Genomic DNA, 25516 nt, shown 5'->3' with positions numbered 1-25516 from the left:
CCTCAATCGTCCGAACGGGACGAGGACAGGACGCGCCGCAAGAGATAGACGAAGCCAAGCGTGACGAGCAGCCAGCCAAGGCCGATGATCCAGAGCCGATAGCGTTCGAAAAACTGCCAGACGGAGAACCGCTCTGGATAGCGAATGTCGATGAGCCTCTCACGCTCGCTATTGAAGGCGAAATCGATGCGGTCCCCGTCGAGGAACGCGACATTGCCAAAGCCGAGCACCGCCGGCTCCGTGCTTTGTGCAAGGCTTGCGAAGGCGCTGCCCGGCCTGATCCAGAGGAGCGTGCGGTCGCCCATTTCGCCGAACTGCACCGTGGTATGCCGGGCGATCGCGGCGGAATCGAGGATCGTTTCGCCCGCCGGGCTGTCGAGCCGGATCGCGCCCTGATCGAAACGGACCACCGGGTCGAAGCCGGCGGGCGCGTCGGTCCCGACGAACACGACGGGGCCGTCGTCGGGCACCTCGCCATAGGTCACGGTAATATCCGCGTCCGCGTTGACGAGCGGGCCGAGGAGTGCCGCCACCGGGCCAAGATCGCCCGGCCCGCGCAGAACCGCGGTGAACCCGCCATTGAGCGCGGCGGGGAGGTCGGAAAAATCCGCTGGCGGCCCCGCCGGGGCGGTGACGATGCGGCTGGAGGGGAGGAGCTGTGCCGGGTATCCCTGCGGCGCGAACCTGCAATCGCCGCCGGCGGTCTGCCGGGTGACGCGCACTTCCATCCGGTTGCGCGAAGCCGCGATGCCGGCCGGGAAGGTCACGGGAATGCGCGTCGGCTCGTCCATTGCCGCCGTTGCACTGGCGAGGAGCACGCCGTTCATCGTCACGCTGATGACCGGTTTGGTGGCGCCCTGCCGTACCGCGACCGCGACGTCGAGTTCCGCGCCCGTCATGCGCTCCCCCGCCGGGATGGCGGAGGCCGGGATCGAAACGCCCCATTCCGCGTTTTCGGCGAAGCTTTTGGGCGTGGTATCGGCGCCAAGATCCGCGATGGTCAGCGTCTGCGCGTCCCCTGTTGCCGTGCGCCCGGCGGTCGCGGCCGCAGGCGTCGCGGCCAGCGTGCGTCCCCTGCTGCGCAGAAAGCGGACCGCAGCCACCGGATCGTCGCCGCCGATCTGCAATGCCGGACCGTTCGACCCATCCACGACGGCCAGCGCGGGGCCATTGCCGCGCGCGATCCGCACCGTCCCGCTGGACCAGCGTGCATCGTCCGTTCCTCGCTCATCCCGGTCGCCCGCAAGCCTCGCATCGGGAAAGCCGAGCAGAAGCGAAAGCGCCGCGGCGGCTTCCGAAGGGCGGGGATTGGGGGGCAGGACGATATTGACCGCGCGCGGCATCGCGGCCGCGAGCACGCCGACATCGGATAATCCGCCCCTGCCGAGACGGGCGGACAGCCCGCCTGTCCCGTCAAAGGCGAGATAGGCGCCCGACACGCGCTGATCGACGCAGCGATCCTCCGTTATCGCGCCGGAATAGTCGATGCGCGCCGCGAGAAAGCCGCCCTCAATCATGTCCGGCGACAGCGGAATGTCGATCACGCCCTCCGAATACCCGTCGGGCAAAGCCGCGGTAAAGCGCGTCCGGCCGCCGATTTCGATTCCAACGGCGCGGCGGCTTTCGAAGGCCGCATCGGACCGGTAGGGCAGGCGAAGCCGCATGTCGCCGATGTCCAGTCCGGCGGGAACCGGGAAATAGAGTTCACGCGTACCCGAAAGCCCGTCCATCTCGAATCCGTCGGACAGGCCAAGCTCGCCCAGGGTGATGAAACGCGAAACGGATCCCGCCGCCTGCGCAGGGGGCGGCGCCGTCATCGCGCGCTGCGACGCCGGCGCGGCGGCCTGCTCCGCCGCCCCCTGCGCAAGGACGGTCGATGTCAGAACGGCAACCGCGGACGCGGTCCAGAAGGACGTGGTGATTTTCATTGCGAACCCTTGGGAGTTGCCGGCTTACGGTCGGTAAACCGCAATCGGAACCCGGAATTGATTGGTATCCTGCATCGGACCAAATAGTTAATATTTCTCTCTTATTTGCTCCGTTCCGGTTCTAATGGAGGACGCGTTTCGATAGAAGTGCGGTTAAGACCATAGCCGTGAATTTTACACAGATGAAGGAGACGAACGCCGATGGACGACGCTGTGGTGGCTGCTCTTGCCGGCGTTGCGATCGGGCTGGCGATCGTGTGCGCATGGCTGCTTGCGCGCCGATGGCGGGCGGCGTCGTCGCCGACTGAGGGGGCGGGCGAGGCGGACGGACCGGCACCTGTCGAGACAGGCGACGATTCGCGCGAACTGCCCGCGCCGCCGATCATGCGCGAGGAGGCGCCGAAGCACATCGGCGATGTCTTGGTTCACACCGAAACGGAGCCAAAAGTCGCGGCGAGTGCGTCCGGCGATTGGCCCGCATCCGGCCGGCGCGACGTGTCGGGCGCACGCATATTGCTCGCCGAAGATTCCGACATCAGCCGCGATGTCATGCTGCGCATGTTGCGGGAGCTCGGCGTTGCGGCCGAGGCGGTAGGCGATGGTCAGGAGGCGGTCGATGCGGTGGAGCGCGCGCACCGCGAAGGGCGGGCTTTTGGCGGCATATTGATGGACATGGAAATGCCGGTCATGGACGGCGTGACGGCCGCGCGCACGATCCGCGCAAATGGATTCGCCGCATCGGATCTCCCGATCCTGGCCATTACCGCCAATGGCGGGGCTGAGGATACACAGCGCTGTCTCGCCGCCGGCATGCAGGATCACCTCACCAAGCCGCTGAGCAGCGAACGCTTGCGCGATGCGCTTTGCAAATGGGTCGATGCACCGCTCGCGACCCCGGACAAGGCGGCGCGCGGCGATGATGCGATCGCCTCGCTGGAGGCGCTTTATGCACGGCGCAAGCGTGAGTTGCTGATCGAGATGGAGGATTATCTCGCGCTCGAAATCCCGGATGCCGACAGGACCGAGAAGCTGCGCGATGAAATGCACATCATGGCCGGCATCGCGGCGCATTTCGGCGATCAGCAGATTGGCGACCGTGCGCGCCGGCTTCAGGATGAGCTGGGCGATGGCGAAGGCCGCGCCGATCTCATCCGACTGTCACGCTGTCTGGAGCAGGGGTAGCATCACGCCGCCCAGCGCTTGGTGCGCGCGGGATCAGGCGTTGCTGGCGACCATGGTCACCACGCGATTGACGACATCCTCGGCCGGGCGCGGCTTGGCAATGACGGGGGCGTCGATCTCGCGCAGATATTCGCCGACCCGGTTGAGGTCGCCGGTGTGCAGCACGAAGGGTATCTTGCGATTGAGCAGCGCCGAGGCCGTCTCCGCACAGGTAACGCCGCGGCCCAGGCTGACATCGAGGACGGCGCCCGCGATGGACCGCTGCTCGATACAGCGCAGCGCCTCTTCATTGTCGGATGCGGTCACCGCCTCGTGGCCTGCATCCTCGAACGCGAATTTCAGGTCCATGGCGATGAAATGGCTCGTCCTCGAGCACGAGAAAAGTTTTCATGTAAAAATCTGTCTATCCGTTCTGAATGGGGATGGAAATGCGCGCGAACAATCCGCCGGCCCGCCATTCGAGGTCGAGCAGACCGCGCGCATGTTCGAGCAGGACGCGCGCGATATTGAAGCCGGTCCCGCTCGCCGCCTCGGAGATGTCGGGCTCCCTTTCTATCGCAGGGCCGCCCTGTTCCTCCCATTCGATTTCCAGCGCGGAATGGCCGAACCGGTCCCGCACATGGCCCCACGATACGGTGACCGTCCCCCCGCCATTGGAAAGCGCGCCATATTTCGTCGCATTCGTGGCAAGCTCGTGCAGGGTGAGGCCGATGGCCGACACCGCATTGGGTTCGGTGCGCGTGCCATTGCCCGAAAACCGGATGCGGTCGCCTTCGGGATCATAGGGAGCAAGGACGGAGCGTATGGCCTGTCCGATATGGATCGTGCCCATCGCCGCATCATCCAGCGTCGGTTCGTACGACCTACCGAGCGCCTGCACCCTTTCGTTGATCTTGCGCGCGACGGGGCGTGCGTCCATCGACCGTCCGGTCACGTTGACGATACCGCCGATCACGGAAAAGACGTTTTTCAAACGGTGCGATATCTCGCGGACAATCGCCTTGGCGTGTCGTTCCTCGGCGCGGGATTCGTAGATGTCGGTGACGTCCCACTGGCTCCCGAAGAAATATTTCAGCCTCCCGTCCTCACCATAGATCGGCCCGAGGTGAAGCGCATTCCAGAACGTCGAACCGTCCTTGCGATAATTCAGCAGCTCGACCACGATCACCTTCTCTTCGGCGATGGCGTTGCGGATTTTCGCGACCTGCTCCTGATCCGTGCCGGGCCCTTGCAGAAAGCGGCAGTTTTCCCCGACGATATCCATTTCGTCATAGCCGGTGAGCCGCTGAAACGCTTCGTTGCAGAAGACGATCGGCATGTCCCTGACATGCGGATCGGACAGGCACACCGCCATGCGCGTCTGTGCCATGGCCTGTTCGAACAACAGGCCCGACGCGCCGGCAAACCGATTGTCGCCGCGCGATTTCCCCTCGATCGTGCGCATGGCCTGCCGCGAGGATACCGGTTTTTCGTCGTTGCTCATTCTTCTCCCCGCAATGCTCCGGCACCGTTCCGCTGCGCCTGGCCATAAATGGCGCCAAGCGGGCGCGTCAGCCATTTCACGGACGGTGAATACGCCGCATCCAGGCTTCTGAACCCCGGCTTAGGCGTTAAGTTCCGTTCTGCCAACGTCCGGATTTCATGGCCGGATTTCATGGCCGGATTTCATGATGCGGAAACCGGTGTGTCGATGCGGACCCGGCCATTCGCGACGATCCGACCGCGCGGGACGACGGGCGGAATGCGCGGGCCGGACCCAAAGCGGATGCGGGCCGTTGATAGGGCATGATGCAGACGACGCTTCGTCTGCGATGACGCAAAGGATTGAAAAATGGGCGAACTGACCGACAAGATCAAAGGCAATGCCAACGAAGCCGCCGGCAAGGTGAAGCAGCAGAGCAACGATCCCGAAACCCGCGCGGATGGCCGCGCACAGGAAGCCGAGGGCAAGGGCCAGCAGCTCAAGGGTGAGGTCAAGGGTAAGTTGGGCGACGACATCTGATCCCATCAGATCCGACGACGTAAAAGGCGCACCGTTCCCGGATGGGGGCGGTGCGCCTTTTCATTGCGCGGCGATCAGGTGCAACGTTGCGGAGGAATTATTGGCCCGAAAAATCCGGCGCGCGTTTTTCGAGGAACGCGTCGACCGCCTCCCTGTGATCGTCGGTGTCGTGGGCAATCGCCTGCATCGCCGCCGAGAGTTCCAGGACATCATCAAGCGATTGCTGCCGCGCCCGGCGAAGCAGTCGCTTTGTCATGCGTGTCGCACGCACCGGATTGCTCGCAATGCCGTCCGCCAGATCCATCGCCTCGTCCATGAGCCGGTCGGCGGGGTGCACCCCGTTCACCAGCCCGAGCGCGAGCGCCTGCGCCGCGTCATAGCGCCGCGAGGTCAGCATCATTTCCGCCGCGCGCGCATAGCCGATCGCCTGCTGCAACGCCCACGCCCCGCCATCGCCGGGAATCAGCCCGATTTTCGTGAACGAGGCGGCAAATATCGCGTTCTCGCTCGCGATGCGGATGTCGCACAGGCAGGCAATGTCGCAGCCAAGCCCCACCGCAGGCCCGTTCACCGCCGCGATGAGCGGAACCTCGCAGGCCTCCATCGTGCGGGAGATTTCCTGCACCCCGCGCCGGTACACGCGGCGCGTATCGTCGGCACTGTCGCGCGGGCCGATGCCGGTCTTCGCCTTCATCGCGGCAAGATTGCCCCCCGCACTGAAACCCCGGCCATTGCCGGTCAGGATCGCGGCGGCAACGGTGATATCGGCGTTCACCATGTCGATCGCGGCAATCAGATCCTCGCAATCGGAAAAATCGGCAATGGCATTCAGCCGGTCGGGCTGGTTCATGCGCAGGATCGCAACCGGACCCTTGCGTTCGATCTGTACGAAGTCACCCATCGTTGCGCTCTCCTTTTGGCCTGCGGTCATAGGGGCTCTTCGCAGCGGCTGCCACCCGCCATCGGTTCGGCGCAGAAATCGCGACATTCCAACGAGTCGGCGCTTGCAACCCATGCGTTTTTGTGATTCTGTCGCCCGATGCCCGCAAAGCGTTCCAAACCCCACGACATTCGCGTGACGCGCCCCCGCGTGCGGCGCCGCAACATGGGCCGCGTCACCGCCGCGATTACGGTCGGCGTGCTGTGCGCGACCGCGCTCGTCGGGCCGACCGGCGTGCGCGCATGGGGTGATTCGACGCAGCTGCTCCAACAAAGGGAGGCGGAGCTCGCGCAGCTTCAGGCGGAGCGCGACCGCGTGGCGAACCGCGTGCAACTGCTCGACCCCAACAATGCCGATCCGGATCTGGTCGGCGAATTGCTGCGCCGCAATCTCAACGTGGCGCATCCCGACGAGGTCGTGATCCCCCGCGATTGAGCGTGACGGCGGGCCGCTTTGTAATCGTGCATTGCGCGGCGCACAGCGTCTTGCACAATGGCGCTCACCGTCTCTATAGGATCGTGAAACGCGGTCCGCATTTTTCCGGACCTTTTGGCTGATCGAACCCGAGGATTTCTATCTTGTCAGACAAGCCCGCCGCGAAAGCGGACAGCGTGACCGCACCGGTCGAAGATCCCGATTTCAAGCTCGCAACGCTTCAAAATCGTTTCGAGGAAGCGGGTCGTTTCGAAGCATCGGACGACCAGCTTCTCGATTTCTACAAGCAGATGCTGCTCATCCGCCGGTTCGAGGAGAAGGCCGGCCAGCTTTACGGCCTCGGCCTGATCGGCGGGTTCTGCCATCTCTACATCGGTCAGGAAGCCGTCGCCGTCGGCCTGCAATCCGCGCTCGCGGAGGGCAAGGACAGCGTCATCACCGGCTACCGCGACCACGGCCACATGCTCGCCTACGGCATCGATCCCAAGGTGATCATGGCCGAGCTGACCGGGCGCCAGGCCGGCATTTCCAAGGGCAAGGGCGGCTCGATGCACATGTTCAGCACCGAACACGCCTTCTACGGCGGCCACGGCATCGTCGGCGCGCAGGTGCCATTGGGCGCCGGGCTCGCCTTCGCGCACAAATATCGCGAGGACGGCGGCGTCTGCCTCGCCTATTTCGGCGATGGCGCAGCCAATCAGGGGCAGGTCTACGAAACCTTCAACATGGCCAGCCTGTGGCAGTTGCCGATCATCTTCGTGATCGAGAACAATCAATACGCGATGGGCACCAGCACCGTGCGGTCGAGCGCGGAAACCGAGTTCCACCGACGGGGGGCTGCGTTCCGCATCCCCGGCATGGATGTGGACGGCATGGACGTCCTCGCCGTGCGCAGCGCTGCCGAAATCGCACTCGAACATGTGCGCGGCGGTGGCGGGCCGGTGTTGATGGAGCTCAACACCTATCGCTATCGCGGGCACTCGATGTCCGACCCTGCGAAATATCGCAGCCGCGATGAGGTGAAGGACATGCGCGAGAACCACGATCCGATCGAGGCGGCGAAGGCCGAGCTCATCAAGCGCGGCATGGACGAGGCGAAGCTGAAGGACCTTGAAAAGGACATTCGCGCGCAGATCAGCGAAGCCGCCGATTTCGCCGAAAGCTCGCCCGAACCCGATGCATCCGAACTTTATACCGACGTTCTGGTGGAGAAATACTGATGGCCACCGCAATCAAGATGCCCGCCCTTTCCCCGACGATGGAGGAGGGCACGCTGGCCAAATGGCTGGTCAAGGAAGGCGACCAGGTCGGACCCGGCGACATCCTCGCCGAGATCGAGACCGACAAGGCGACCATGGAATTCGAAGCCATCGACGAGGGCACGGTCGGCAAGCTGACCGTGGCCGAGGGCACCGAGGGCGTGAAGGTCGGCACGGTGATCGCCGTGCTCGACGGCGATGAAAGCGACATCGAAGACGGCGCTCCTGCGAAAAGCGAAGCGCCCAAGGACGTCGCGGGCGAGGGCAAGGATACCGGCCGCGAGCCGAGCGAGGCCGAAGTGACCAAGTCCGAGGCGCAGGCCGAACCCGTCCGCGATCCCGAGGTGCCCGAAGGCACGAAGATGGTCTCGCTCTCCGTCCGCGAAGCATTGCGCGACGCCATGGCCGAGGAAATGCGCGCCGACGACCGCGTCTTCGTGATGGGCGAGGAAGTCGCCGAATATCAAGGCGCGTACAAGGTTACGCAGGGCCTGCTGGACGAATTCGGCGCCAAGCGCGTGATCGACACGCCGATCACCGAATATGGCTTTGCCGGCGTGGGCACGGGCGCCGCGATGGGTGGCCTTCGTCCGATCGTGGAGTTCATGACGTTCAACTTCGCCATGCAGGCGATCGACCACCTCGTAAACTCGGCGGCAAAGACGAATTACATGTCGGGCGGGCAGATGCGGTGCCCGGTCGTGTTCCGCGGGCCCAATGGCGCGGCATCGCGCGTCGCGGCGCAGCACAGCCAGAACTACGGCCCGTGGTATGCGAGCGTGCCGGGCCTCGTGGTCATCGCGCCTTATGACGCCGCCGATGCGAAGGGTTTGATGAAGGCCGCGATCCGCACCGAGGATCCGGTCGTCTTCCTCGAAAACGAATTGCTGTATGGCAAGAGCTTCGATTTGCCCGATCTCGACGACTGGGTGCTGCCCATCGGCAAGGCGCGCATCGTTCGGGCCGGCTCGGACGTGACGATCGTGTCCTATTCCATCGGGGTAGGCCTCGCGCTCGAAGCGGCGGAGGAGCTTGCCTCGCAGGGGATCGACGCGGAGGTGATCGACCTTCGCACGCTGCGTCCGCTCGACACGAAGACTGTGCTCGACAGCCTGGCCAAGACAAACCGGCTGATCGTTGCCGAGGAAGGCTGGCCGACCTGTTCCATCGCGAGCGAGATCATCGCGGTATGCATGACCGAAGGGTTCGACCATCTCGACGCGCCCGTGCTGCGCGTGTGCAACGAAGATGTGCCGCTGCCCTATGCCGCCAACCTCGAAAAGGACGCCCTGCTCAAATCGTCGAGCATCGTCGCTGCGGCCAAGAAGGTCTGCTACAAGGATTGAGCGCGCCGAGATCGCGACCATGACCGACCCCGGCGCGACCTTCGCGCCGGGGTTTTTTCTTGCACCCGCACGGCGGCACGGCGATGGGGTGCCCATGAATTTCGAGGAAGACGAAGCCGCCACGGCGCAGATCGACGCGCTGATCGCGCCGCCGGTGCGCCTGGCGCTGGCCTATGCGCCGCGGCGTGCGCGCGGTGCGTGGCGGGCGTTCATGGCGCTGGACCGGCGGCTGGCGCAGTTGATCGACCCTTCGCGCGAACCGATGCTGGCGCAGATGCGGCTGGCATGGTGGCGCGAGACATTTGCGCGCCCGGCCGGGGAGTGGCCTGCGGGGGAGCCGTTGTTGGCGGCGCTGCGTCCGTGGGGGGAGGGGCGCGCCGCGTTCACCGAACTGGTCGACGGATGGGAAGCGATGATCGGGGATGCGCCGCTCGCGACGGTCGATATTGCCGCCACGGCGCAGGGCCGGGCGGCGGCGATGGCCGGGCTTTCGCGGGTGCTCAATGGCGGGGCGGTTGCGGCGCTTGCCTATCGCTGGGCGCTGGCGGACCTTGCCGTGCACATGGGGGACGAGACGGAGCGGGGGCGGGCCATGACGCTGCTGCGCGCGGCGGCGGCGCCCGAACGACGCGCGGGGCGGGCGATGCGTCCGCTCATCGTGTTGGCGCGGATGACCGAACGGGCGGCCCATGAAAATCGTCCGATCGGCGGGGCCGGCGATTTCGCGCGGGCAGTGCGTGCGGGGTGGCTGGGCGCTTAATCGTTTCCATTTCGCGGCGCGCGGCTATACTCTGGCGGCATTACTTGTCAGGGGTCGCAAACCATGAACAGGACACTTCTCGGCGCCTTGGGTGCGCTCGTGCTGGTCGCCATCGGGCTTTTCTGGTGGCAGGGGCGCGCGATCGAGGCGCCCGGCCCGCCGCCGCCCGAACCCGCGCCGACCGCCGAACCGAAACAGCCCGACGTCCTCCCATCCGCCGATGTCGCGGACATGCGCGGTCCCGCCCTTCCCGAAGCGATCGAAATGTCGAAGGAGCAGAAACGCTTCGCCCGTTACGACCGCAACAATGACAGCATTATCACCCGCAACGAAATGCTGTCGACGCGGGTCAATTCGTTTCGCAAGCTCGACAAGGACGGCAATAATCTCCTCACCTTCGAGGAATGGGCAGTCACCACCGTCGACAAGTTCGACAAGGCCGACGCGAACGGCAACGGACAGCTCAACGCCGCCGAATTCGCCACCACGCGCAGCCCGACCAAACCGCGAAAGCCGCGCTGCAACTGCTGATCATGCGGGCGCGGGGCTGCGCAGCGTGTTCTGCCATGCGGGGAAATCCTGCTTGGCCCGCGCGGTGTAGAACAGCTTGCGCTCCTTCTTCTTCACCTTGTCCTCCGGCGGCGGGAACAGGCCGAAATTGACGTTCATCGGCTGATAGCTGTCCGCCTCCGCATCGCCGGTGATGTGCGACAGCAACGCGCCCATCGCGGTCGTGCGGGGCGGGGCGGTCCATGCCGCTCCCGAAAGCTCCGCCGCCGCCATCAACCCGGCCATCAAGCCGACCGCGCTGCTTTCGACATAGCCTTCGCACCCCGTGATCTGGCCCGCAAAGCGCACATGTTCCGCCCCGCGCAGGCGCAATTGCCGGTCGAGCAGTTCGGGTGAATTGAGGAACGTGTTGCGATGCAATCCGCCCAGCCGCGCAAATTCCGCATTCTCAAGACCCGGAATGGTACGGAACAGCTCTTTCTGCGCGCCCCATTTCAGCTTTGTCTGGAAACCCACCATGTTCCACAGCGTGCCGAGCCGGTTGTCCTGCCGCAATTGCACCACGGCATAGGGCCATCGCCCCTGCGGAAATTCGGGCGTCGTATCGCGCGGATTGTCGAGGCCGACGGGCTTCATCGGGCCATAGCGCAACGTGTCGACGCCGCGGGATGCCATCACCTCGATCGGCATGCAGCCCTCGAAATAGGGGGTGTCCTTTTCCCACTCCTTGAACTCGGTCTTTTCCCCGTCGAGCAGGCCTTGGTGAAAGGCGAGATATTGCTCCCTCGTCATCGGGCAATTGATGTAATCACCCTCCTGCCCTTCGCTTTCGGGGCCGGATACCTTGTTCCATCGCGACTGGATCCAGCAGATGTCCATGTCGATGCTGTCGCGGTAGACGATGGGTGCGATCGCGTCGAAAAAGGCGAGGCTGTCACGGCCCGTCGCCTGTCCGATGCTGTCGGCGAGCGCCGCCGCGGTGAGCGGGCCGGTCGCGACGATGGTCGGACCTTCGGTTGGCAGCCGGTCGATCTTTTCGCGCACGATGGCGATGTTGGGATGGTCGGCGAGCGCGCGTTCGACATGTTCGGAAAACACGTCGCGATCCACGGCCAGCGCCGAACCGGCGGGCACGCGCGCCTTTTCCGCCGCGGCCATGATGACCGAATTGAGTTGCCGCATTTCATAGTGGAGCAGGCCGACCGCGTTCGACGTGTCGTCGTCCGACCGGAACGAGTTGGAGCATACCAGCTCCGCCAGCAGATCGGAATGATGCGCGGGGGTCGTGCCGCCGCCCCCGCCGCGCATTTCGGACAGGCGCACGCGAAATCCGCGCTGTGCCAATTGCCATGCCGCCTCGCTCCCGGCGAGACCGCCGCCGATAATATGGATATCGTGTTTCATACCGGCGGGTTAGCGATTGCGCAGGCGGCTTGGCAAATGCAATCAGGGCCGGTGTACCGAATTGCTAAGGGAACTCATGGTAAAGCGCGCTTTGATCGAACGACGGCCCTGGCTGCTGCTCAGCCTGTTTTTCGGCGTCAGCTGGTGGTTCGTCGCGGGCGGCGCCATGCCCGGCCTGTACCAGATCGCGTGGAAGGGCGCGGCCGTCGGCGCATTGGCGGTCTACGCGTTTCAACGCCATCTGGGCCGTGACGGCGCGCTTATCGCCGGGGTCATGACACTCTATGCGCTGGCCGACATGGCGCAGGAATTATGGCTGGCGGCGGGCGGCGTCTTGCATGCCGTCGGTCATGTGCTCGCGATCTGGCTGTTTGCGCGGAACCGGCGCGCCAATCCCACCCGGTCGCAAAGGCTGGTGGGGATTGCGCTGCTCGTCGGGGTGCCGCTCGATGCGTTTCTCCTCGCATTCGGGGGTGAGGGGCGCTGGCTGGTGGCAGGCTATGCGCTGATTCTCGGCGCGATGGCGGCGATGGCATGGCAAAGCCGGTTTTCGCGGTACCGCATCGGGGCGGGCGCGGTTCTGTTCGTGCTGTCGGACCTGCTGCTGATTGCGGCGAACGGTCCTTTGCGCAGCGTCGCGCTGGCCGGCGCGTTGGTCTGGCCGCTCTACTATATTGGCGTGCTGATGATCTGCACCGGGGTTGTCGTCCGCCTCAGGCGCGAGCGCGGCTGAGGCGGACGGGTCGGTTACACGTCGGTCGGGGTGGGATCGTCGCGGTCCTGCGTCGTGTCCGGCGTGGTCGCGGGCGTATCGCGGCCAACCATTTCCTCCACAATCGCCTCTTCGGCGGCGTTTTCGGGCGATTCGTCGTCGTCGATCAGCGCGACCGACACGACATGCTCGTTCTTGCCGACGTTGAACAGGCGGACGCCCGCGCTGTTGCGTCCGATCACGCGCAGGCTGTCCAGCCCGATGCGGATCAGCTTCGCCTGATCGGTGACGAGCATGAGCTGATCGGTCTTTTCCGCCTTGAAGCTCGCCACGACGAGCCCGTTGCGGGCGATATTGTCGATATTCGTGATACCCTGGCCGCCGCGCCCGGTGCGCCGGTATTCATAGGCGGAAGACAGCTTGCCATAGCCGTTCTGACACAGGGTGAGGATGAATTCCTCAGCCTCGGCCATGGCGGCGTGGTCGTCGGACAGGCCGGTCGCATCGTCGCCGTTCTTCCACGGGGCGACGCGCAGATAGGCGTCGCGTTCCTCCGGCGTCGCCGTCCCGCCGGCGAGGATGGAGAGCGAGACGACCTCGTCATCGTCCTTCAATCGCATGCCGCGCACGCCGGTGGAGGTGCGGCTCTGGAACTCGCGCACGTCCTCTCCGTCGAAACGGATCGCCTTGCCCTGCCGCGTGGCGAGCAGCACGTCGTCCCCGCTCTCCAGCAAGGCCACGCCGATCAGGCGGTCGTCGCTGTCGTCGTCGAACCGCATCGCGAACTTGCCGTTCGACGGGATGTTGGCGAAGGCATCCATCGAATTGCGGCGGACGTTGCCCTTCGCCGTGGCGAACACGACATTCAGCGCGCCCCAGCCTTCCTCGTCCTCCGGCAAGGGCAGCACGGTTGCGATGCTTTCGTCCTTGTCGAGCGAGGGCAGCAGGTTGACGATGGGCCGCCCACGCGTCGCCGGGCCGCCTTCGGGCAGTTTCCAGACCTTGAGGCGATAGACCTTACCCGAACTGGCGAAGAACAGCACCGGGTTGTGCGTGCTCGTCACGAACATTTCGGAAATGGCGTCCTCGTCCTTCGTCGCCATGCCGGCGCGGCCTTTGCCGCCGCGGTTCTGCGCGCGGAAGGTCGAAAGCGGGGTCCGCTTGATATAGCCGTCCATGGTCACGGTCACGACCATTTCGTCGCGCTCGATCAGATCCTCGTCCTCCAGCCCGTCCCAGGCCGGCGCGATTTCGGACAGGCGCGGCGTCGCATAGGTGTCGCGCACCTGCGTCAGCTCCTCGCGCATGACGGCATAGAGCTTTGCCCGGTCGGACAGGATTTCGAGATATTCGGCAATCGCCTTGGCGAGCTTCTCCAGCTCCTCGCCGATTTCGTCGCGGCCGAGCGCGGTAAGCCGGTGCAGCCGCAGGTCGAGAATGGCGCGCACCTGCGTTTCGGACAGGCGATAGGTCGCATCCTTGCCTTCGTGCTCGTCGCTCTCGATCGCCTCGACCAGGCGCAGATATTGCGCGATGTCGCCGATCGGCCATTCGCGTTTCAGCAGGGTTTCGCGCGCAAGGGCAGGGGTCGCCGACCCGCGGATGATGCGCACCACCTCGTCGAGATTGGTCACCGCGATCACCAGGCCGAGCAAGATATGCGCCCGCTCGCGCGCCTTGTTCAGCTCGAACTTGGTGCGCCGGGTGATGACCTCCTCGCGGAAGCGGATGAACAGCGAGAGAAAATCGCGCAGCGTCAGCGTCATCGGACGCCCGCCGCTGATCGCGAGCATGTTGGCGGGGAAGCTCGACTGCGCCGGGGTGTGGCGCCAGATCTGGTTGAGCACCACCTCCGGCGTTGCGTCGCGTTTCAGGTCGACGACGACGCGCATGCCCTCCCGATTGGATTCATCGCGAATGTCGGAGACGCCCTCGATCCGCTTGTCCTTGGCGGCCTCGGCGATCTTCTCGACCAGATTGTTCTTGCCCACCTGATAGGGGATCGAGGTCAGCACGATGGAGCGCTTGTCGCCGCGCGCGGTCTCGATCTCGTGGCGGCAGCGCATCAGGACGGAACCGCGCCCTTCGCGATAGGCGGCCCGCGCCCCCGTCTGACCCAGGATCAGCGGCGCGGTGGGAAAATCGGGACCGGGGATGATCTCGAACAATTCATCGACGGTGATGGCGGGATTGTCCATCATCGCCAGCGTGCCGTCGATCACCTCGCCCAGATTATGGGGCGGGATGTTCGTCGCCATGCCGACCGCGATGCCGCCCGCGCCATTGACCAGAAGGTTGGGATAGCGGGCGGGGAGGACCGAAGGCTCGCTCTCGCTGCCATCGTAATTGTCGATGAAGTCGACCGTGTTCTTGTCGATGTCGGAGAGCAGCGATTCCGAAACCTTCGCCAGCCGCGCCTCGGTATAACGCATGGCGGCGGGCGGATCGGGGTCCATCGAACCGAAATTGCCCTGTCCGTCGATGAGCGGGAGGCGCATCGACCAGTCCTGCGTCATGCGGGCGAGCGCGTCGTAGATCGCGCTGTCGCCATGGGGGTGATACTTACCCATGACGTCGCCGACGATGCGGCTCGACTTGCGATAGGGGCGGCCGGCGACATATCCGGCTTCCTGACAGCTGTAGAGGATGCGGCGGTGCACCGGCTTCAGCCCGTCGCGCACATCGGGAAGCGCGCGCGATACGATCACGCTCATCGCGTAATCGAGATAGCTGGACTTCATCTCATCGACGATGTCGATCGGTTCGATGTCGGGTCCGCCATGGGGCAGGGTGTCGGTCAGGTCGTTCACGCCGGTTGGCTCTCTTTTATCAACGGTCATTTCCCGGACATTCGCCGGGGCGCCGCGACCCTAGGGCACGGGGCGCCCGAATGCCAGCGGAACGACCCCCGCACGGGCCGGTCCGCCATGCTTTTCCACAGGGTCAGGGGGATCGCCCCCGCGGGTCATTCAATCGCTATTCAGCACGGCCCCTTCATAAAGAGCGCAAGAGAGATGACGCGGGCCACGGTTGCGTTCGCGGATTTTTAGCGGCATTTGACCCCGCGTGTTTCATTTAGCCGGAGGCGAAAACCCGCTGGCCGTCAAGTTTTGGTGGAGAAAGATGAATATGAAACGTTCCATTTCCCGCATTGCGCTCGCCCTCGCGCTTTCGACCGGTGCCGTTGGCGCAGGTGCGGCGCCCGCGATGGCGCAGGATATCAAGATTTCGAAGGAATTCCGCCCCACGGCCGCCGAATTGCAGCAGGCCGTTCAGGGCGCGAAGGAAGACGCCGCCGTGACCGCCGCGTCGCAGCAGGCGCAGCAGGCACGCCAGGCCTATGTCAGTGCGCGCGAACCCGCCGCAAAGCAGCAGGCGCAGGCGCAGTTGACCGCCGCGCAGAACGGCGTGGATCAGGCGCTGGGCGGTATTCGCGCGAAGATCGACGCCGCCGCGGCTGCCACGACGAAGCCGGACGACAAGTATTTCGTCGGCCAGATCGCGCTGACCGCCGGACAGCTGATGTTCGATCCCAAGCTGCAGAAGCGCGGCATCGACATGATGCTCGCCAGCGGACTGGCGCCGGCCGCGAACGTGCCGACCTATCACTATTTCTCGGGCGCGCTCGCCTATGATTCGGGTGATTACGCCGGTGCGCGCGAGGCGCTGCCCAAGGCGATCGCTGCCGGTTACACCGAGAACGACGTTCGCATGCTGCTCGCCGAAAGCTATCTGGCCGACAACATGCACGAAGAAGGCCTGGTGAAGCTGAACGACGCGATCGAGGCGCGCCAGACCGCCACCGGTCAGCCGCAGACCGATCTTGTCTTCCGCGGCCTTGCCGTGGCGGCGAACAATGGTCTCAACGATCAGGCTTTCGAATGGGCGCTGCGTACGCTCGAAGCGTCGCCGACCGCGGATCAGCGCAAGCAGGCCTATAGCGTGGTCGCATCGCTCTCCCCCTATACCGAGGAGGAAGAGCTCGACCTGCTGCGGCTGATGCTGCGTGAGAATGCGATTTCGGATGAGCGTCAGTATCTCGCCTATCTGTATCAGACCGACCCCCGCCTGCGTCCGGGCGAAGCACGCGCCGTCGCCAATGCCGGGATCGAGGCCGGCGTGCTCGACCGCAATGCGCAGGCCGTGACCGAGACGCTCTCGACCGCCAACGCGCGTTATGATTCGGTGCTGTCCGAACTGAACACCGATGCCGCCGGCGCCCGCAATGCCGCGACCGGCAAGGACGCGATGACGCTGGCCGACATCTACCTCGGCTATGAAAAGTCGAGCGAGGCGGCTGCGCTGTATCGCGTGGCGCTCGAAAAGGGTGGCGTGAACAAGGAAAAGGCGCTGACCGGGCTTGGCATCGCGCTGGCCGACATGGGTCAGTTCGCCGAGGCCAAGAGCACGTTCGAGCAGATCCAGACCGGCAACCGCACCAGCCTTGCGCGTGCATGGATGGCCTATGTCGATACGCAGATGGCCAGCTGACGGCCTGATGCATCGAAACGAGAAGGGCGGCCCCGCGGGGCCGCCCTTTTTCGTTTCGCCGTTTGAGAATGTGGGGGTTCAGCGCATGCGTTTGATGAAGGGTTGCCCGTTGCGCATGACGACGTCGAACTGATCCAGCTCCCGCATGAGGTCGATGAGCCGCTTGTAGCCATAGTTGCGCACGTCGAAGCTGGACCGGTTGCCGGCGATCTGCCCGACCTCGCCCATGCGGGCGTAGCCTTCGTCGTCGCGACTGGCCGCGCGGAATGCCTTGCCCAGCAATTGGACCAGTTCCTCGTCCACCGTGGCGCGCTTGGGCTTGCGCGGCTTGCCCTCCTCGTCGGAACGGCGACCGGAGGTTCCGGTATCCTCCGCATCGCCGGCGATCAGCGCGTCGATGTTGATGAAGCGCGTGCAGGCGGTCTTGAACGCGTCGGGCGCACGGTCCGCGCTGCCGAAACCGTACACGACGAGCCCGTCCTGGCGGAGGCGCGTGGCGAGCGGGGTAAAATCGCTATCGGATGACATGATGCCGAAACCGTCGACCTTGCCGCGATAGAGCAGGTCGATCGCATCGATCGTCATGGCCATGTCGGTGGCGTTCTTCCCCTTGGTAAGGTCGAATTGCTGTTGCGGATGAATTCCGAACTGATTCGTGATGTCGCGCCATTTCGCCAATTGGGGCTTTGCCCAATTGCCGTAAGCGCGGCGGATATTGACCTGCCCCAGCTCGGCCAGAACGGTCAGGACCGGATCGATTCCGGCAGGCGTGACATTGTCCGCATCGATGAGAAGCGCAATGTTGGAAAGAAGATCTTCAGACATTGCGCCCCTGTGCGACGGCGCGCGCGCCATTGCAAGGTCGATTGGCGATGGCGTCGCCCCGTCATCCGCGCGGACGAATGCGCGCCTTCGGCTTCATCTGCGACAGCATCCGGGTAAAGCGGTCGGGAGGGATCACGCGTTCGAGCTGACACCCGGCGCGCCCGTCCGCGGACCAGATGACATGCGCCTCGATCCGTCCGATTTCGGGCAGGCGTACGGTCAGCCTTTCCCCGCGATCGAGCGTGACGTCGCTTTGCGCCATGAAACCGTTCGCGGAAATATTGCAAAGGCGCATCGGCAGATCGCCGTGGATGCGGTGGTCCGCCACCACCGGACAATCGACCGGGTGGCGTGTCGCCCTGCGAAGATCCGTGACCGATAATCGTGCGCCGCCCTGCACCTGCGCCCCCATATGTTAATCCAGATCATGGGCTTAACACCCACTGGATAACATATGGTAAACAGGCGCCTACGGATAAGGCGCAGGTCGGGGGTCAGCCGCGCAGGATGCCGTGGCGCTTTTTCCCGGCCGAAATGCGCATGTCTTCGGACGGGGCCGCGATATGCATGGTTTCGTCCGCGACCTGCTCCCCGTTCAGCCGCGCACCGCCGCCCGCGATCAGGCGGCGTGCCTCGCCCTTCGACTTGGCAAAGCCCACGCCGATGAGTGCATCGACGATGGCGACGCCTTCTGCGGGCACCGCGAACACGGGAAGATCGCCGCCAACGCCGCCTGCGGCAAAGGTGGCCTGCGCCGTGGCCTCGGCCTTTTTCGCGGCATCCTCGCCCCGGCAAAGGGCGGTTACCTCATTGGCGAGCCGCACCTTCGCGGCGTTGATCCCGGCGCCTTCCGCCGCCTCCAGCTCCGCGATTTCGGCCAGCGGCAGATCAGTGAAAAGCCGCAGGAACCGGCCCACGTCCCGGTCGTCGCAATTGCGCCAGTATTGCCAGAAATCATACGCGGGCAGCATCTCTTCATTGAGCCACACCGCACCGTTCACCGACTTGCCCATCTTCGCGCCATCCGCCGTCGTCAGCAGCGGCGTGGTCAGCCCGTACACCTCGCGCGCATCGACGCGGCGCGTGAGCTCGATCCCGTTGACGATGTTGCCCCACTGATCCGAACCGCCCATCTGCAACCGGCAATCATACCGCCGCGACAATTCGCGGAAATCATACGCCTGCAAGATCATGTAATTGAATTCGAGGAAGCTCAAGGATTGCTCCCGATCGAGACGCAGCTTCACCGAATCGAAGCTCAGCATCCGGTTGACCGAGAAATGCTGACCGATGTCGCGCAGGAACGGGATATATTCGAGCCGGTCGAGCCATTCCGCATTGTCGACCATCACCGCATCGGTCGGCCCGTCGCCAAAATTGAGCAGGCGCGAAAACACCTTGCGGATGGAGGCGACATTGGACGCGATGACGTCCTCCGTCATCATCGAGCGGGCTTCGTCCTTGAAGCTGGGGTCGCCGATCTTGCCCGTGCCGCCGCCCATGACGACGATCGGCTTGTGCCCGGCCTGCTGCAACCGGCGCAGCATCATGATCTGCACCAGCGATCCGACATGCAGCGATGGCGCGGTGGGATCGAACCCGATATAGCCGGGCACGATCTCCTTTGCCGCCAGCGTGTCGAGCGCATCGGCATCGGTCGCCTGATGGATATAGCCGCGTTCGTCCAGCGTGCGAAGCAATTGGGATTTGTAGGTCATCGTGGCTGTCCGTCCGGCAAGAATGGTTTGCGCGGCGCCCGTAACACGGGTTCCGCCGCGCGGGTAGGGGGAAGGCGAAGCGCATGGCGATGAATGACGACGAATGGATCGCGCTGCTCCCGCATCCGGCGGGCGAGGCGGTGCCCTACGCGGTGTCGACGCGGGTCGGCTTCGCATCCGACGGGCGCTGGCTTATCGATTATCGCGTGATGGGCGACATTGGCGGCATCGTGTGGCCGCGGCCCCGCGCGCCCGAACGCGCCGACGGATTGTGGCAGCATACATGCTTCGAATTGTTCGCAAGGGGCGAGGGCGGCGGTTATCACGAGTGGAACTTCGCGCCCGACGGATGCTGGGCAGCGTATGAATTTGCCGAGTATCGCGCGCCGGTCAGCCCGCCGCCCGCCACCTTTCCGCCTGTGATCGATTTGCGGATGGGCGATGTCGCCGCGATGCGCGTCGCCGTCGATGTCTGGCCGGTGACGGGCATGCAGCCTTTGGCGGTCGGCCTTTGCGCGGTGATCGAACGGATAAGCGGGGATCGCGATTTCTGGGCTTTGGCCCATGGCGAGGGGCGGCCCGATTTTCACGCGCGCGCTTGCTTTGCGGCGCAGATTTCGCCACCGTTGAACGCATGAAATTCGGTATCGATCGCCTCGTCGCCGATGCGGAACTGCGCCGCCCGCTTGCCGGGCGCCGCGTTGCGCTGGTGGCTCATCCCGCATCCGTTACGGCGGACCTGACCCATTCGCTCGACGCGCTGGCCGCGTGCGAGGGGATCACGCTATCCGCCGCCTTCGGCCCGCAACATGGGCTGAAGGGGGACAAGCAGGACAATATGGTCGAAACCGCGGACGAGACGGATCCCGATTACGGCATCCCGGTCTTCAGCCTCTATGGCGAGGTGCGCCGCCCGACCGCTGCGATGATGGACAGCGCCGACGTGTTCCTCTTCGATCTTCAGGATCTGGGCTGCCGGATCTACACCTTCGTGACGACGCTGCTCTACATGCTGGAGGCCGCGGCGGAGAGCGGGAAGGCGGTCTGGGTGCTCGACCGGCCCAACCCCGCCGGGCGCCCGGTGGAGGGGACGACCTTGCGCGCGGGCCAGGAAAGCTTCGTCGGTGCAGGGCCGATGCCAATGCGGCACGGGCTGACCCTGGGCGAGATGGGACATTGGTTCGTGGCGCATTTCGGGCTCGACGTGGAATATCGCGTGATCGGGATGGAAGGCTGGCAGCCGGACGGTCCGGGCCATGGCTGGCCGCAGGACCGGGTGTGGATCAACCCCAGCCCGAATGCCGCCAATGTGAACATGGCGCGCGCCTATGCCGGGACCGTCATGATCGAGGGTGCGACCGTGTCCGAAGGGCGCGGCACGACCCGCCCGCTGGAGATATTGTTCGGCGCCCCCGACATCGATGCGAAGGCGGTTCTGACCGAGATGCGCGGGTTTGCGCCCGAATGGCTGGCGGGCTGCGCGATCCGCGAATGCTGGTTCGAGCCGACGTTTCACAAACATGCGGGCACGCTGTGTCACGGGCTGATGGTCCATGCGGAGGGGCCGTTCTACGACCATGCCGCGTTCCAGCCGTGGCGGTTGCAGGCGCTGGCATTCAAGGCGATCCGGCGGCTCTACCCCGATTACGATTTGTGGCGCGATTTCCCCTATGAATACGAGTTCGACCGTCTGGCGATCGACGTGATCAATGGCGGGCCGGACCTGCGCGAATGGGTCGACAATCCGGACGCGGCGCCCGCCGACCTCGACGCCATCGCATCGCGGGACGAGGCGGCGTGGCGGGACGAAATCGCGCCGCTGCTGCTGTATTGACCTAGCCGCGCTTGCGGCTCAATTCGCGCATCGCATCCTCAAGCCCGTCCATGGTGAGCGGGTACATGCGGTCGTTCATGATCTCCCGGATCATGCGGTTCGACTGCGTGTAATCCCATGCGCGCCGCTCCTCCGGGTTGAGCCAGACCGTCGCCGGATAGGTATCGACCACACGTTTGAGCCACACGCCGCCGGCCTCGGCATTCATATGCTCGACCGAACCGCCCGGATGCGCGATTTCATAGGGGGACATGGCCGCATCGCCGACGAACACGATCTTGTAATCGTGGCCATATTTGTGAAGCACATCCCAAGTCGGCGTGCGATCGGTCCAGCGGCGGTGGTTTTCCTTCCACACCCCTTCGTACAGGCAATTGTGGAAGTAGAAGAATTCGAGGTTCTTGAACTCCGCATGGGCCGCGCTGAACAATTCCTCCACATCACGGATATGCGGGTCCATCGAGCCGCCGACGTCGAGGAACAGCAGCAGTTTCACCGCATTGCGCCGTTCGGGCCGCATCTTGAGATCGAGATACCCCTGCCGCGCGGTGCCGCGGATGGTCGCATCGAGGTCGAGTTCGTCCGCCGCGCCCTCCCGTGCGAACCGGCGCAGGCGGCGCAGCGCCATCTTGATGTTGCGCGTGCCGAGCTCGCGCGAATTGTCGAGATCGGCGAACTCGCGCTTCTCCCACACCTTGATCGCGCGGCGGTGCCGGCTCTCGCCGCCGATCCGCACGCCGGCGGGGTTATAGCCCGAATGGCCGAACGGCGAGGTGCCGCCCGTGCCGATCCACTTGTTGCCGCCCTGATGGCGCGATTCCTGTTCCTCGAGCCGTTTCTTCAACGTCTCCATGATTGTGTCCCAGTCGCCGAGCGCCTCGATCTTCGCCCGTTCCTCGGCGCTCAGATATTTTTCGGCAATCGCGCGCAGCCAGTCTTCGGGAATGTCGACCGCGTCCTGCCCCATATCGGCGAGGACGCCCTTGAACACCTTGTGGAACACCTGGTCGAAGCGGTCGAGCAGGCCTTCGTCCTTTACGTAGATCGCGCGCGACAGGTAATAGAACGCCTCGGGCGTGCGATCGATGACGTCGCGGTCGAGCGCCTCGAGCAGGACCAGATGCTCCTTCAGGCTGGCCTTGATCCCCGCGGCGCGCAATTCGTCGAGAAAGCCGAGAAGCACGCGCTCACCGCTCCCGCCGGGCGAGGAAGGCGAGCCTTTCGAGCATCATCACGTCCTGCTCGTTCTTGAGCAATGCACCGTGCAAGGGCGGGATCGCCTTCGACGAATCGCGGCTCTGCAACACGTCCATCGGCATGTCCTCCACCAGAAGCAGTTTGAGCCAGTCGAGCAGTTCCGACGTGCTGGGCTTTTTCTTCAAGCCCGGCACCTCCCGCAATTCGTAGAAGATTTCGAGCGCCTCGCTCACCAGCCGGTTCTGAATATCCGGGAAATGGACGGCGATGATCGCCTCCATCGTCTCCCGGTCGGGGAACTTGATGTAGTGAAAGAAACAGCGGCGCAGAAACGCGTCCGGCAGTTCCTTTTCATTGTTCGAGGTGATGACGACGATGGGGCGTTCCTTCGCCTCGACCCGCTCGCCCGTTTCGTAAACGTCGAAGCTCATCCGGTCGAGTTCCTGAAGCAGGTCGTTCGGAAACTCGATGTCGGCCTTGTCGATCTCGTCGATGAGCAGCACGGGCAGTTCGGGGCTGGTGAACGCCTCCCACAGCTTGCCCTTGCGGATGTAATTGCCGATGTCGTGCACGCGCTCGTCGCCAAGCTGTCCGTCGCGAAGCCGTGCGACGGCATCATATTCGTAGAGCCCCTGCTGCGCCTTTGTCGTGGATTTGACGTTCCATTCGATCAGCGGGGCACCGGTCGCCTTGCTGATTTCATGGGCGAGCACGGTCTTGCCCGTGCCCGGCTCCCCCTTGATGAGCAGCGGACGGCGCAGCGTCACCGCGGCGTTTACCGCGACCTTGAGATCGTCGGTCGCCACATAATTGCTGGTGCCTTCGAAACGTTCTTTCATTGCCTGTCCTGCCGATCGTTGGGTTCGTGTTCGCGTGCCTTCGTGCCACGGTCCCGGCCATTCGGACAAGCCCCGCCGTATCTTGGGGCCGGCAATCAGGCGTCGATCATGTCGCGGTCGAGCTCGCCTGCGCGGTTCTGAATGAAGTTGAAGCGGTGTTCGGGATTGCGCCCCATGAGCTGATCGACCAGCTCCTTCACCGCGGCGCGCTGCTCGAATTCGGGGGGCAGGGTGATGCGGATCAGGCTGCGGCTTTCGGGGGCCATCGTGGTTTCGCGCAATTGCTGCGGGTTCATCTCGCCTAGACCCTTGAACCGGCCGACATCGACCTTCTTGCCCTTGAACACCGTCGCTTCCAGCTCGGCCCGGTGGGCAACGTCGCGGGCATAGCGGCTCTCCTTGCCCGCGGTGAGCCGGTAAAGCGGCGGCTGTGCGAGATAGAGGTGCCCGCCGCGCACGATATCGGCCATTTCCTGAAAGAAGAACGTCATCAACAGCGTCGCGATATGCGCGCCGTCGACATCGGCGTCGGTCATGATGATGATGCGGTCGTAACGCAGATTGTCCGTGTCGCAATCCTTGCGCACCCCGCATCCGATCGCGAGCATCAGGTCCGCGATTTCGGCATTGGCGCGGATCTTGTCAAGGCTGGCCGACGCAACGTTCAGGATCTTGCCGCGGATGGGCAGGATCGCCTGAGACTTGCGGTCGCGGGCCTGCTTTGCGCTGCCGCCGGCGGAATCGCCCTCCACGATGAACAATTCGGTGTCGCGGCCCGGCTCCCCCGAACAATCGGTGAGCTTGCCGGGAAGGCGCAGTTTCCGCGCATTGGTGGCGGTCTTGCGCTTGACCTCGCGCTCCTGCTTGCGGCGGAGGCGTTCGTCCATGCGCTCCATTACCTGCGAGAGCAGCGCCTTGCCCCGGTCCATGTTCGCGGTCAGGAAATGGTCGAAATGGTCGCGCATGGCGTTTTCGACCAGCCGCGCAGCCTCTGGCGAGGTGAGGCGGTCCTTCGTCTGCGACTGAAACTGCGGGTCGCGGATGAAGAGCGAGAGCATGATCTCGCTGCCGTTGGTGACATCGTCGGGGGTGATGTCCTTCGCCTTCTTCACCCCGGTCAATTCGGCAAAGGCGCGCAACCCCTTGGTCAGCGCGGCACGAAGCCCCTGTTCATGCGTGCCGCCATCCGGCGTCGGGATGGTGTTGCAATACCAGCTATAGGATCCATCGGAATACAGCGGCCAGGCGATGGCCCATTCGACGCGCCCCTGATCCGAACCGTCTTCGCCTTTGGGAAAATCCTGGCATCCGGCAAAGAAATCGGTGGTGGCACATTCGCGTGTTCCGATCTGTTCGCGCAAATGGTCGGCAAGCCCGCCGGGAAACTGAAACACCGCCTCCTGCGGCACGTCGTCGCTCGCCAGCGAGGGCGCGCATTTCCAGCGGATTTCAACCCCGGCGAACAGATACGCCTTCGACCGGGTGAGGCGGAACAGCCGCGCGGGCTTGAACTGCTGCTTGCCGAAAATCTCGGTGTCGGGGGTGAAGCTGACCGTGGTGCCGCGCCGGTTGGGGGCGGCGCCGATCTTTTCAAGCTTGCCCTGCGGAAGGCCGCGCGAAAATTCCTGCGCAAACAGTTCCTTGTTCCGTGCGATCTCGACCCGCGTCAGGCTGCTCAGCGCGTTGACGACCGACACGCCGACGCCGTGCAGGCCGCCGCTCGTCGCATAGGCCTTGCCCGAAAACTTGCCGCCGGAATGCAGCGTGGTGAGGATCACCTCGAGCGCGGATTGCCCCGGATATTTGGGATGTTCGTCGACCGGAATGCCGCGGCCGTTGTCGCTCACCGTCAGGCGATTGCCTTCCTCCAGCGTGACCTCGATCCGGTTGGCGTGCCCGGCGACGGCTTCGTCCATGGCGTTGTCGATGACTTCGGCGGCGAGGTGGTGCAGCGCGCGTTCGTCGGTGCCGCCGATATACATGCCGGGGCGGCGGCGTACCGGCTCCAGCCCTTCGAGCACCTCGATCGAGGAGCCGTCGTAGTTTTCCCCCGAGGCCGAGGGTGCGTTTTCGAAAAGATCGTCGTCGGACATGCGCATCAGACTAGCGGGCCGAACGGCGCACTGGCAAGCGC

The 25516-nt window shown here is 64.5% G+C and carries 24 protein-coding genes; 11 read left to right on the top strand and 13 right to left on the bottom strand.

Annotated features, from left to right (window positions below; genetic code table 11):
• Nucleotides 1–2: 2 nt before the first annotated feature.
• Nucleotides 3–1928, bottom strand: a complete 1926-nt coding sequence (locus JD971_RS16190) for a hypothetical protein (RefSeq protein ID WP_202084984.1) — start codon at nt 1926–1928, stop codon at nt 3–5.
• A gap of 201 nt (nt 1929–2129) precedes the next feature.
• Here JD971_RS16190 and JD971_RS16185 point away from each other — a divergent pair, with 201 nt between their 5' ends.
• Nucleotides 2130–3110: a response regulator gene (locus JD971_RS16185; protein ID WP_202084982.1), complete on the top strand. Its 981-nt coding sequence runs from the start codon at nt 2130–2132 to the stop codon at nt 3108–3110.
• Between the two features lie 33 nt (nt 3111–3143).
• Here JD971_RS16185 and JD971_RS16180 read toward each other — a convergent pair whose 3' ends face one another.
• Genes JD971_RS16180 through JD971_RS16170 form a run of 3 tightly spaced genes read right to left on the bottom strand, consistent with a single transcriptional unit; the run spans nt 3144 to nt 4766 of the window.
• Complete coding sequence (locus JD971_RS16180) at nt 3144–3458, bottom strand: response regulator (RefSeq protein WP_202084980.1); 315 nt, start codon at nt 3456–3458, stop codon at nt 3144–3146.
• Nucleotides 3459–3513: 55 nt separating this feature from the next.
• On the bottom strand, nt 3514–4593 hold the full coding sequence (locus JD971_RS16175) for a PAS domain-containing protein (RefSeq protein ID WP_202084978.1): 1080 nt from the start codon (nt 4591–4593) through the stop codon (nt 3514–3516).
• Nucleotides 4590–4766, bottom strand: a complete 177-nt coding sequence (locus JD971_RS16170; protein ID WP_202084976.1) for a hypothetical protein — start codon at nt 4764–4766, stop codon at nt 4590–4592. Before JD971_RS16170 ends, JD971_RS16175 begins: the two co-directional genes overlap by 4 nt.
• Before the next feature lie 175 nt (nt 4767–4941).
• Between JD971_RS16170 and JD971_RS16165 the strand changes: the two genes are divergently transcribed.
• Entirely contained in the window at nt 4942–5112 is a 171-nt protein-coding gene (locus JD971_RS16165; protein ID WP_202084974.1) for a CsbD family protein, read from the top strand.
• Between the two features lie 97 nt (nt 5113–5209).
• Here JD971_RS16165 and JD971_RS16160 read toward each other — a convergent pair whose 3' ends face one another.
• On the bottom strand, nt 5210–6013 hold the full coding sequence (locus tag JD971_RS16160) for an enoyl-CoA hydratase-related protein (RefSeq protein WP_202084972.1): 804 nt from the start codon (nt 6011–6013) through the stop codon (nt 5210–5212).
• A gap of 138 nt (nt 6014–6151) precedes the next feature.
• On the opposite strand from JD971_RS16160, the gene JD971_RS16155 reads away from it, so the two are divergent.
• The 5 genes from JD971_RS16155 to JD971_RS16135 all read left to right on the top strand — a co-directional run bounded on the left by JD971_RS16155 (nt 6152) and on the right by JD971_RS16135 (nt 10383).
• Complete coding sequence (locus tag JD971_RS16155; protein WP_371809676.1) at nt 6152–6487, top strand: septum formation initiator family protein; 336 nt, start codon at nt 6152–6154, stop codon at nt 6485–6487.
• A 143-nt stretch (nt 6488–6630) separates the two neighbouring features.
• Complete coding sequence (gene pdhA, locus JD971_RS16150; RefSeq protein WP_236672157.1) at nt 6631–7707, top strand: pyruvate dehydrogenase (acetyl-transferring) E1 component subunit alpha; 1077 nt, start codon at nt 6631–6633, stop codon at nt 7705–7707.
• Complete coding sequence (locus JD971_RS16145; protein ID WP_202084970.1) at nt 7707–9092, top strand: pyruvate dehydrogenase complex E1 component subunit beta; 1386 nt, start codon at nt 7707–7709, stop codon at nt 9090–9092. Before pdhA ends, JD971_RS16145 begins: the two co-directional genes overlap by 1 nt.
• A gap of 19 nt (nt 9093–9111) precedes the next feature.
• Nucleotides 9112–9852: a squalene/phytoene synthase family protein gene (locus JD971_RS16140; RefSeq protein ID WP_202084968.1), complete on the top strand. Its 741-nt coding sequence runs from the start codon at nt 9112–9114 to the stop codon at nt 9850–9852.
• Between the two features lie 63 nt (nt 9853–9915).
• Nucleotides 9916–10383, top strand: coding sequence for a hypothetical protein (locus JD971_RS16135; RefSeq protein WP_202084966.1), 468 nt, complete (start codon nt 9916–9918; stop codon nt 10381–10383).
• Here JD971_RS16135 and trmFO read toward each other — a convergent pair whose 3' ends face one another.
• Nucleotides 10384–11766: a methylenetetrahydrofolate--tRNA-(uracil(54)-C(5))-methyltransferase (FADH(2)-oxidizing) TrmFO gene (gene trmFO, locus JD971_RS16130; protein ID WP_202084963.1), complete on the bottom strand. Its 1383-nt coding sequence runs from the start codon at nt 11764–11766 to the stop codon at nt 10384–10386. It abuts the gene before it with no gap.
• Between the two features lie 76 nt (nt 11767–11842).
• Between trmFO and JD971_RS16125 the strand changes: the two genes are divergently transcribed.
• Entirely contained in the window at nt 11843–12499 is a 657-nt protein-coding gene (locus tag JD971_RS16125) for a lysoplasmalogenase (RefSeq protein ID WP_202084961.1), read from the top strand.
• A gap of 14 nt (nt 12500–12513) precedes the next feature.
• Here JD971_RS16125 and gyrA read toward each other — a convergent pair whose 3' ends face one another.
• The gene (gene gyrA / locus JD971_RS16120; protein ID WP_236672409.1) at nt 12514–15219 is read right to left on the bottom strand and encodes a DNA gyrase subunit A; all 2706 of its coding nucleotides are present in this window, start codon (nt 15217–15219) and stop codon (nt 12514–12516) included.
• A gap of 388 nt (nt 15220–15607) precedes the next feature.
• Between gyrA and JD971_RS16115 the strand changes: the two genes are divergently transcribed.
• A complete protein-coding gene (locus JD971_RS16115) occupies nt 15608–16969 on the top strand; it encodes a hypothetical protein (RefSeq protein WP_202084957.1) in 1362 nt (453 codons plus the stop codon).
• A gap of 78 nt (nt 16970–17047) precedes the next feature.
• Here the strand turns inward: JD971_RS16115 and JD971_RS16110 are convergent, their stop codons facing one another.
• The 3 genes from JD971_RS16110 to tyrS form a co-directional block, all read right to left on the bottom strand.
• A complete protein-coding gene (locus tag JD971_RS16110; protein ID WP_202084956.1) occupies nt 17048–17794 on the bottom strand; it encodes an NYN domain-containing protein in 747 nt (248 codons plus the stop codon).
• 61 nt (nt 17795–17855) lie between these two features.
• Nucleotides 17856–18206 carry a PilZ domain-containing protein gene (locus JD971_RS16105; RefSeq protein WP_236672156.1) on the bottom strand — a complete coding sequence of 117 codons (351 nt, stop codon included), beginning with the start codon at nt 18204–18206 and terminating at the stop codon, nt 17856–17858.
• 82 nt (nt 18207–18288) lie between these two features.
• Nucleotides 18289–19512: a tyrosine--tRNA ligase gene (tyrS, locus tag JD971_RS16100; RefSeq protein WP_202084955.1), complete on the bottom strand. Its 1224-nt coding sequence runs from the start codon at nt 19510–19512 to the stop codon at nt 18289–18291.
• An 83-nt stretch (nt 19513–19595) separates the two neighbouring features.
• Here tyrS and JD971_RS16095 point away from each other — a divergent pair, with 83 nt between their 5' ends.
• Both JD971_RS16095 and JD971_RS16090 read left to right on the top strand, forming a co-directional pair.
• Nucleotides 19596–20150: a DOMON-like domain-containing protein gene (locus JD971_RS16095; protein ID WP_202084954.1), complete on the top strand. Its 555-nt coding sequence runs from the start codon at nt 19596–19598 to the stop codon at nt 20148–20150.
• Entirely contained in the window at nt 20147–21346 is a 1200-nt protein-coding gene (locus JD971_RS16090; protein WP_202084953.1) for an exo-beta-N-acetylmuramidase NamZ domain-containing protein, read from the top strand. Before JD971_RS16095 ends, JD971_RS16090 begins: the two co-directional genes overlap by 4 nt.
• A gap of 1 nt (nt 21347) precedes the next feature.
• Here JD971_RS16090 and JD971_RS16085 read toward each other — a convergent pair whose 3' ends face one another.
• From JD971_RS16085 to parE, 3 genes are all read right to left on the bottom strand, one after another.
• Nucleotides 21348–22529, bottom strand: a complete 1182-nt coding sequence (locus tag JD971_RS16085; protein WP_202084952.1) for a VWA domain-containing protein — start codon at nt 22527–22529, stop codon at nt 21348–21350.
• Between the two features lie 4 nt (nt 22530–22533).
• Nucleotides 22534–23382: a MoxR family ATPase gene (locus JD971_RS16080; RefSeq protein ID WP_202084951.1), complete on the bottom strand. Its 849-nt coding sequence runs from the start codon at nt 23380–23382 to the stop codon at nt 22534–22536.
• A 95-nt stretch (nt 23383–23477) separates the two neighbouring features.
• A complete protein-coding gene (parE, locus tag JD971_RS16075) occupies nt 23478–25475 on the bottom strand; it encodes a DNA topoisomerase IV subunit B (RefSeq protein WP_202084950.1) in 1998 nt (665 codons plus the stop codon).
• Nucleotides 25476–25516 lie beyond the last annotated feature (41 nt).

Source organism: Croceicoccus sp. YJ47 (genome assembly GCF_016745095.1).
Taxonomy (GTDB): Bacteria; Pseudomonadota; Alphaproteobacteria; order Sphingomonadales; family Sphingomonadaceae; genus Croceicoccus.
The sequence above is the reverse complement of the archived record's forward strand: the minus strand, read 5'-3'. Positions and strand labels throughout refer to the sequence as shown.

Coding starts and splice junctions, on each gene's coding strand:
- JD971_RS16190 (WP_202084984.1), bottom strand. CDS start 1,928: ATGAAAATCACCACGTCCTTCTGGACCGCGTCCGCGGTTGCCGTTCTG.
- JD971_RS16185 (WP_202084982.1), top strand. CDS start 2,130: ATGGACGACGCTGTGGTGGCTGCTCTTGCCGGCGTTGCGATCGGGCTG.
- JD971_RS16180 (WP_202084980.1), bottom strand. CDS start 3,458: ATGGACCTGAAATTCGCGTTCGAGGATGCAGGCCACGAGGCGGTGACC.
- JD971_RS16175 (WP_202084978.1), bottom strand. CDS start 4,593: ATGAGCAACGACGAAAAACCGGTATCCTCGCGGCAGGCCATGCGCACG.
- JD971_RS16170 (WP_202084976.1), bottom strand. CDS start 4,766: ATGAAATCCGGCCATGAAATCCGGACGTTGGCAGAACGGAACTTAACG.
- JD971_RS16165 (WP_202084974.1), top strand. CDS start 4,942: ATGGGCGAACTGACCGACAAGATCAAAGGCAATGCCAACGAAGCCGCC.
- JD971_RS16160 (WP_202084972.1), bottom strand. CDS start 6,013: ATGGGTGACTTCGTACAGATCGAACGCAAGGGTCCGGTTGCGATCCTG.
- JD971_RS16155 (WP_371809676.1), top strand. CDS start 6,152: ATGCCCGCAAAGCGTTCCAAACCCCACGACATTCGCGTGACGCGCCCC.
- JD971_RS16145 (WP_202084970.1), top strand. CDS start 7,707: ATGGCCACCGCAATCAAGATGCCCGCCCTTTCCCCGACGATGGAGGAG.
- JD971_RS16140 (WP_202084968.1), top strand. CDS start 9,112: ATGACCGACCCCGGCGCGACCTTCGCGCCGGGGTTTTTTCTTGCACCC.
- JD971_RS16135 (WP_202084966.1), top strand. CDS start 9,916: ATGAACAGGACACTTCTCGGCGCCTTGGGTGCGCTCGTGCTGGTCGCC.
- trmFO (WP_202084963.1), bottom strand. CDS start 11,766: ATGAAACACGATATCCATATTATCGGCGGCGGTCTCGCCGGGAGCGAG.
- JD971_RS16125 (WP_202084961.1), top strand. CDS start 11,843: ATGGTAAAGCGCGCTTTGATCGAACGACGGCCCTGGCTGCTGCTCAGC.
- gyrA (WP_236672409.1), bottom strand. CDS start 15,219: ATGAAGTCCAGCTATCTCGATTACGCGATGAGCGTGATCGTATCGCGC.
- JD971_RS16115 (WP_202084957.1), top strand. CDS start 15,608: ATGAAACGTTCCATTTCCCGCATTGCGCTCGCCCTCGCGCTTTCGACC.
- JD971_RS16110 (WP_202084956.1), bottom strand. CDS start 17,794: ATGTCTGAAGATCTTCTTTCCAACATTGCGCTTCTCATCGATGCGGAC.
- JD971_RS16105 (WP_236672156.1), bottom strand. CDS start 18,206: ATGGGGGCGCAGGTGCAGGGCGGCGCACGATTATCGGTCACGGATCTT.
- tyrS (WP_202084955.1), bottom strand. CDS start 19,512: ATGACCTACAAATCCCAATTGCTTCGCACGCTGGACGAACGCGGCTAT.
- JD971_RS16095 (WP_202084954.1), top strand. CDS start 19,596: ATGGCGATGAATGACGACGAATGGATCGCGCTGCTCCCGCATCCGGCG.
- JD971_RS16090 (WP_202084953.1), top strand. CDS start 20,147: ATGAAATTCGGTATCGATCGCCTCGTCGCCGATGCGGAACTGCGCCGC.
- JD971_RS16080 (WP_202084951.1), bottom strand. CDS start 23,382: ATGAAAGAACGTTTCGAAGGCACCAGCAATTATGTGGCGACCGACGAT.
- parE (WP_202084950.1), bottom strand. CDS start 25,475: ATGTCCGACGACGATCTTTTCGAAAACGCACCCTCGGCCTCGGGGGAA.